This window comes from Desulfofundulus sp., assembly GCF_049701015.1.
GTDB lineage: Bacteria > Bacillota > Desulfotomaculia > Desulfotomaculales > Desulfovirgulaceae > Desulfofundulus.
Genome location: NZ_JBNATZ010000126.1, coordinates 1 through 7215 on the forward strand (window position 1 = coordinate 1; position 7215 = coordinate 7215).

Below are 7215 nucleotides of genomic sequence, written 5' to 3' on the forward strand. Positions count from 1 at the left end.
AGCACCTGACTTTTAATCAGGGTGTCGGAGGTTCGAGTCCTCCATGGCTCACCAAAATGAAAGTCAGAGGTCGGGAGTTGGAGGTCGGAGAAATTTTTTGAGATTGTTATGGCCGGACATGTGGTCGGTCATAAATCTGACTTCTGACTTCCGACGGCTGACAACTGTTCTGTGGCCCCATGGTCAAGCGGCCTAAGACACCGCCCTTTCACGGCGGTAACGCGGGTTCGAATCCCGCTGGGGTCACCATTTTTAAAGCCCCGTGCAATTGTACACGGGGCTTAAATTTTTTGTTACTCCTCAAAGTCATGTAAGCCCTGGATTAGAAGCTACGGCTGGACCGGTTTATTTACGCGATGGTAGCTACCGCACCACCACACGGTAATTCCTGAGCCAGGTGTCAATCTGAATGAGGTAAGCCATTAGCTGGGGTCCCCGCATCAGCTGGCCGTACCAGGGAATGTTCATGGCTGTTGCATCCAGATGTGCAAGCCGGCGTACGGCCTCGATGTTGATAAAGGGTAACAGGGGGGATGTGGGGTCGTCCAGAATGTCCAGGAGCCACCGGCGCACAGCCTCGGCATAGGCCGGGTGATGGGTCTTGGGGTAAGGGCTTTTGCGCCGCTGGAGCACCTCCTGTGGCAACACTCCTGCCAGCGCCCGGCGCAAAATGCCTTTTTCCATGCCCCCGCAGCACTTCATCTCCCAGGGGATGTTCCAGGTGTATTCCACCAGGCGGTGGTCGCAGAAAGGCACCCTCACCTCCAGCCCCGTGGCCATACTCATACGGTCCTTACGGTCCAAAAGCGTAGCCATAAACCAGTTGATGGTCAGGTATGTCATTTCGCGTATGCGTGCTTCACGAGGGTCTTCCCCGGGGATGCGCGGTACTTCAGCCAGCGTATCCCGGTAGCGTTGTGCCACGTATTCCTCCGGACGGATCATTGCCTGCAGTTCCGGTGACAGGAGACGGGTCCGCTCTCCATTAATCAGCGCCCAGGGGAAGGTTTGTGCGGCCAGGGCGTCCTCTCTCCGGAACCACGGATAGCCGCCGAAAATTTCGTCGGCGCACTCGCCGGACAGGGCCACGGTGGCTTCTTTTTTTACCTCCCGGCAGAAGAGCAGAAGAGAAGCGTCCACATCGGCCATACCGGGCAAATCCCGGGCCCGCACGGCGGCGCCCAGCGCTTCCACCAGGTCCGGCGTTTCGATCAATACGGTCCGGTGGTTGGTACCCAGAAATTGAGATACCCGTTTCACCCACCGGGCATCTGAATCGGGCTCAAATTGATTGGGCCGGAAGTAACGGTCGTTATCCACGTAGTCCACCGAAAAAGTACGGAGTTGCCCGGTACCATTTTGCTGGAAGGCAGCCGCAGCGAAAGCGGAAATGGCGCTGGAATCCAGGCCGCCGGAGAGCAGTGTGCAGACGGGCACGTCTGCCACCAGCTGCCGCCTGACCGCGTCCTCCAAAAGCCAGCCCACTTTTTCGACGGTAGTTTCCAGGTCGTCCGGATGGGGGTGGCTTTCCAGGGCCCAGTAGCGGTAAATGCGCATACCACGGCGGTCGTATACGAGGCAGTGGCCGGGTCTGAGTTCGTTTACGCCCCGGAAGATCCCGTGACCCGGGGTGCGCCCGGGGCCCAGAACAAAAATTTCGGCCAGACCTTCTGCGTCAACCTCGGGCTGCACTGCCGGGTGAGCCAGGAGCGCCTTCAATTCCGAACCGAAGATAAAAGCGCTGCCTCTGCGGGTGTAAAAAAGGGGTTTTACTCCCAAGCGGTCCCGGGCCATGAACAGGCTCTGGTCTTCCTCGTCCCAGATGGCAAAAGCGAAAATGCCATTCAAGCGCGGCAGGCATTCCCTGCCCCACTCCATAAAAGCCGTAAGCAGCACTTCTGTGTCCGAGTGGCCATGAAAGCGGTAACCCCGGGCTTCCAGCTCGGCCCGCAGTTCCGGGGTGTTGTACAGTTCGCCGTTATAAGTGATTATATACCTGTACCCCCCCTTCCAGCGGACCATGGGCTGCCCCCCGCCTGCCGGGTCGACCACTATCAGGCGGCGGTGGGCCAGGGCAGCCCTGGGAGATAACCACAGCCCGTCGGCGTCAGGCCCGCGGCAGGCCAGGGTTGCCGCCATGTCCTCGAGTACCGCTTTCTGCTGTGTTAGATCCTCTTCCCAGTCCACCCAGCCGGTAATTCCGCACATATGACTTTCTCCCTCCCGTATAAATTTGGTGCGGATTGCGCTATAAGCGTCCCGGAAAACAAAGACGCCCTCGCAAAGCAGTAATTTTTCTCTGCATTGCGGGGGGCGCCTTTGCCCGGGCCCGTAGTAACAACCTTTAGATTCAACTGTTTTCACGTTCATGTTATGCAGGAGGAGAATAATATGTGTCATCACCAGCAGGGTTCAAGGCTCTTCGCTCCAGGCCACCAGGTTTGGTTTGGGATCGAGAATGGATAAGTACTGTCCCATCACTCCATATTTTCCCAGCGGGTCCAGCCTTTTGTAACGGTAGTATTTGGCGAGCCGGTCGGCAGGTTTTATCCAGCCGAGGTGTTTTATGCGCAGACTGCTTGTGGCTCCTATGAGCTCCGTAATGTTCCAGGGAAAACGACCGCAGTGCAGGGGGGTCTCCTTCCACCGGTAGGGGAAGCCCGGGATGTACCTGACCATGAACGGCCGGTAGTGGTAATGAGCCCGCCAGTATTCATCTTCCCGGTAATGCCCCTCATCCCACATGTCGTAGAGGCGGAAATAGTAAACATCAACGGCCGGGTCGGCAGCGAGCTGGCGCAGTTCCTTTACGGCACGGTCCTCGAAGATTTCATCCGCGTCCAGGATCAAAATCCAGTCCGGTCCGGTTTCCACCACCAGCTCCCAGAGCTGCTTGCGCAGGATGATTTCATTGTGAAAAGAGGGTTTCTTGTTCGAAACCAGGGTCAAAGGTATGTGTTGCAGGACTTTTTTACAAATTTCCACCGTATTATCTTCGCTGGCATCGTCCAGGATAACGGCTTCATCGACGTACTGTGCCGCGTGCTTGAGAACTCTCTCCAGGTATCTCCCTGCTTCGTTTCTTACCAGCATGGCAAGGGTAATTTTGCTTCCACCGGCAGTTTGCAATATGGCCGTACCGGGCGGAGTTTCTTGGCCGGCTGGAAAGTATTTCTCTTTATATTCTTTCAGTTTTGCAAGATCAGACTCCCGGTATATGTGAAACGGCGGGTAATGGGTATCGGCATAAAGCTCCAGTCCCAGGGCGGCAGCCCGGACGCAGAAGTGCCGGTCTTCCCCTATAAGACCCAGGTTGTATATTTCGCTGAAAGAGACGCCCAGCAGGATTGCCCTGCGGCTGATCAGGGTGCAGGCGCCCAGGCCGCCAACCCTGTAAGTGCCGGGACGCCGTAGCATCTCCAGGAAGGCTTCCTGCCGCCGGGCGATCTCCTTTTCGTCGAGTATCTCACCCCGCTGCACGTGATACAGCCGGTACTGGTCACCGGCCCAGACCTGCGGGAGGGGTATCATGTCCGGCTCCCACCTGGTCCAGTAGACTTCGGAAACGATATCTTTTCCCAACCCGACCAGGTGTACCAGCGTTTTCGGGTGCAGTACCAGGTCCGAATCAACCAGGAACAAGAAATCAAAGCCGTTGTCCCGGGTCATCTGGATAAAGCGGTTTTTATATCCCGCCACTTTCCAGATTAAATCTTCCCTCCAGTGGTGGGTATGCTCATCGCAACGGTAAGCGTGATCTGATGTATCTCCGGGGAAGATATGAACGTTTTCTCTCCCGGCGGCAAACTCCCGCAGCAGGGTACTTTCCCTTTCGTTATCGTCGATAAAAGCGTATTCAACTATCAGACCCGTGGTTTCCAGGTGTGAGAGGGACCACAGGAATTCTTTTAGTATGGACGGTTTCTGTCGGACCGGACTGGCGATGAGCACCCTTTGCATCCGGATCAATCCTTTCATCAACGTTCAGGCTATTTAGTTAAAAGCAGGTGACCAGGGTGGGCACAGCCACATGACCAGCAATTCCAGAGTGGACGAGGCCAGCTTGAGCAGCCCCCGGACGAAAGAAAACAGCTCACACTCCAGGTTCCGCTGCACCGCACTGGCGTATAAAAGCATCTCGCTGGCGCCGGTGAGAAGGTAGTTGCACAGCGTTTCCTGCCCGGGCCGGTTGGCCAGGTACTTTTCCACCATAAGCTGGTATTCCCGGCAGGTCTCAGTTACTTCCGGGCAATTTTTATGGTCAGTTTGCCCTACCGGTATAAGCAGCGCCAGGACCATTGCCAGGGGGTACTCGCCGGTTTTCCACAGCTCTTTATACAGGCTTTTTATTGTGGATGGGGGAGCGAACCGGCTTAATTCCTGCCATTGAAGCCTGCCCTGTCCCCGCTGCTTTAAACCCAGTATTTGGGTCAGCGGGTACAACATGTGCGGTGCAAGGAGTAAGGCGTTAAAGTACTCTTCTTCTGCTTTCGCGTACAGGCCCAGAAGATTGCAGGCGTCTCCGAGCAGGGCGTGGATGTGGTGGGGTGGCAGAATCTGAACTCCCATGGTGAGAGCATAACGCAGTTCCTCGATGGCTGAGTGGTAGTTGCTGTCACGGAGGGCAAGAAGCCCCTTGACCAGGTGCAGGTCCGGGTCCGCGGGCAACATGGACAGGGCCCCGTCAAGCATAAATTTCAACCTGCCCTTTTGACCGGTTCTGAAAAGCCCCAGGCAAAGCGTGAGCAGCAAATCACGGAAATAACCCTCGTTCCCGCGCATGGAGGCCAGGGCCTTCTCGAGCTGTTCAATGCCTTTTTTGATTTCCCCACACTGTAAGTGTTCGATTCCGAGGCTGTATAAAAGAAAAGGGTCACCGGGTTTATCGTCCAGGGCCTTTTTGATTACGCAAATGTTACGCTGGTGCTTGTTTTTGCTCTGTAAGTGCCGGTCGAGATAGCCAAAGTGGTGGATTAACAGGTCCGAACAGGCGAGGCCCCCTCCTGCGTTATGCTTTTTTATCGCTCCTGCCACCTGTTCATGGATGGCTCCGGCAAAACGATAGGCGGGTTTATTTCTAAACAACCGTACCACCTGGTCCTCGGCTATCCCTTTGCCGTTGCCCAGGTAGCTGCGGATTTTCACGAAATACCCTTCTACACCCGGTGCGTCAAGGAGCCTGGCAAACTCTCCCTGTGTAACTGGAGCCAGTATTTCGTCGGCGTCCAGGACCAGGATCCAATCGCCCGTGGCCTGGTCCAGGGAGTAATTGCGGGCGGCCGCGAAATCGTCACCCCAGGGGAACGTAAAAACCCTGGCTCCACTTTGGGCGGCCACTTCCTTCGTCCGGTCGGTGGAGCCCGTATCGACCACGACGATTTCCTGCACCAGGTGCTTAACACTTTGGATGCAGGAGGCGATATAGTCCTCTTCGTTTTTAACGATCATGCATAAGCTCACAGTTAGCCCTTTGTTCATGGGAAAAGCCCCCTGGCCGGGCCAAACCGGCAGTCCAGCATGCGCCGGACGGTGCAGGCCTTTTCCTGCAGGTAGGTAATGAGAGCATTACAGCTTCGTGGTGATAGTTCCACCAGAAATCGCATTGCCTGTGTGGCCAGCCGCTGATATCCCGGGGCAAAGCCGGTTCCGTGGCAGCTGCGCAGGCAATTTTCCACGACGGCGAGCAACGTTTTGACAACCTGTGGCTCGCGGCTTTTTTCCGGAAGGCCGCACACCGCTTTGCCGGCGGACAATGCAATCAGGTTGAATAACGCCCACGCTGCACCTCTTTCTTCCGGCTTGCGCCAGAGGGAAAGCGCCCTTTTTCTGGCCATGCTGAAGTCATTCTTTAGAACCAGTGCCACCACTTCATCGACAGCCAGGTCAAAGTCTGTTTTAATATCTTCATCCCGGATGTGGTTGATGAGTGAAAGCGCCCTGTCAACCCGGCCGGCATACGTGTAAAATCGCGCCAGGCGGCGGGCACGGGTTCCGGTGGGAAAATCTTGCTCCTTACCTGCTTCTTCAAGGCAGGCACAGGCCAGGTCCGCAAAACCAGCTTCGTAGAACAGATCCGCCAGTACTGCCGCCCGCTGGGGGTGTTTCAGATGTCCCGCAGCCCGGCAGTAATCAAAGGCTCCCCCGGGTCCCTGTTCAGACAGATATACCAGGAAGAGGTTGTAGAGTGGATAAATATAAGCAGGATTTGAGACCAGGGCCTGCTCGTAATAATCTTTTGCCTGTGCAACCCGGTCCAGCTTTTCGTGACAGTAGCCCAGGTGGTAGAGGCTCAGGAAGCTTTCAGTGCCGCTCGTGTGAGCGAACAGGACCGGCGGCGGGCCGCACTTTAAAGCTTCCTTAAACCACCTGATGGCAATTTCATACTCCCCTTTTTCCTCAAAGAGAAGTCCCCCGTCGAAAAACAGGTCGGTGTAGAACGGGTACCGGTGAGTTTCTTCCAAACATATGCATATCGCTTCGTCGAGCCTTCCCAGTGCTTTCAGGCAGGCAATCAGGTAACGCACGGCCGGTGCCCGGAACAGGATATGCCCCTCCTCAAGGCACTTATACGCCCTTTCAAAACACGGGAGGGCCCGTCCGGCCTTACCCAGGCCCAACCATTCCACTCCCAGGTAATACTGTAAGAAGGGATTGGCGGGATCCGCAGCTACCGCCCGCCGTAACAAGGCCAGGTTGCGGCCCCGCTTGCGGTTGCGCTCTCTTTTTGGTAAAGGCCTGTGCCAGATAACCGGGCCCTGTGCTGTGCCTACCGCTTCCGGGCGGCTGATCACCACCTGCTCATGGATGACCCCCTGGAAGCGGTAGCAGGCCTTGTTTCTAAACAGTCTGAGGACGAAAAACCGGCTGTAATCATGAGGATTTTCATTTGTCCGGTTATGAAGAGGCAGGAAAAAGGCCTCGTAACCGCTGTTGTTGTTTATAAGCGAGCGCAGATCGCCCGGACTGGTATCCAGTTCTTCGTCGGCATCAAGGGACAAAATCCAATCGCTTTTAGTCCGGGCAAGGGCATAGTTGCGCGCGGCGCTGAAATCGCCGTGCCACGGGTAACGGTAGACTTTGTCGGTGTATTGGAGGGCGATCTCTATGGTACGGTCCGTTGAACCCGTGTCCACAATGACTATTTCATCGACCACCCCCTTAACGCTATCCAGGCAGGCGGCCAGATTTGCTTCTTCGTTGCACACGATCATCGCT

General features: G+C 56.0%; 4 protein-coding genes and 1 tRNA gene. 1 reads left to right on the top strand and 4 read right to left on the bottom strand.

What is annotated here, in order from left to right:
- Positions 1–173 precede the first annotated feature (173 nt).
- Positions 174–249: transfer RNA gene (locus ACPLUI_RS08795), tRNA-Glu, on the top strand.
- Between the two features lie 114 nt (positions 250–363).
- Here the strand turns inward: ACPLUI_RS08795 and asnB are convergent.
- The 4 genes from asnB to ACPLUI_RS08815 form a co-directional block, all read right to left on the bottom strand.
- Positions 364–2208, bottom strand: a complete 1845-nt coding sequence (gene asnB, locus ACPLUI_RS08800; protein WP_424659891.1) for an asparagine synthase (glutamine-hydrolyzing) — start codon at positions 2206–2208, stop codon at positions 364–366.
- Between the two features lie 204 nt (positions 2209–2412).
- Positions 2413–3978: a glycosyltransferase gene (locus tag ACPLUI_RS08805; RefSeq protein ID WP_424659892.1), complete on the bottom strand. Its 1566-nt coding sequence runs from the start codon at positions 3976–3978 to the stop codon at positions 2413–2415.
- 15 nt (positions 3979–3993) lie between these two features.
- A complete protein-coding gene (locus ACPLUI_RS08810) occupies positions 3994–5478 on the bottom strand; it encodes a glycosyltransferase (protein WP_424659893.1) in 1485 nt (494 codons plus the stop codon).
- On the bottom strand, positions 5475–7215 hold a 1741-nt coding region (locus ACPLUI_RS08815), incomplete at its 5' end, for a tetratricopeptide repeat-containing glycosyltransferase family 2 protein (RefSeq protein ID WP_424659894.1). The genes ACPLUI_RS08815 and ACPLUI_RS08810, both read right to left, overlap by 4 nt.

What these genes read in the sequence shown, in the direction of transcription:
- asnB (WP_424659891.1), bottom strand. Translation starts at nt 2,208, where the DNA reads ATGTGCGGAATTACCGGCTGGGTGGACTGGGAAGAGGATCTAACACAG.
- ACPLUI_RS08805 (WP_424659892.1), bottom strand. Translation starts at nt 3,978, where the DNA reads ATGAAAGGATTGATCCGGATGCAAAGGGTGCTCATCGCCAGTCCGGTC.
- ACPLUI_RS08810 (WP_424659893.1), bottom strand. Translation starts at nt 5,478, where the DNA reads ATGAACAAAGGGCTAACTGTGAGCTTATGCATGATCGTTAAAAACGAA.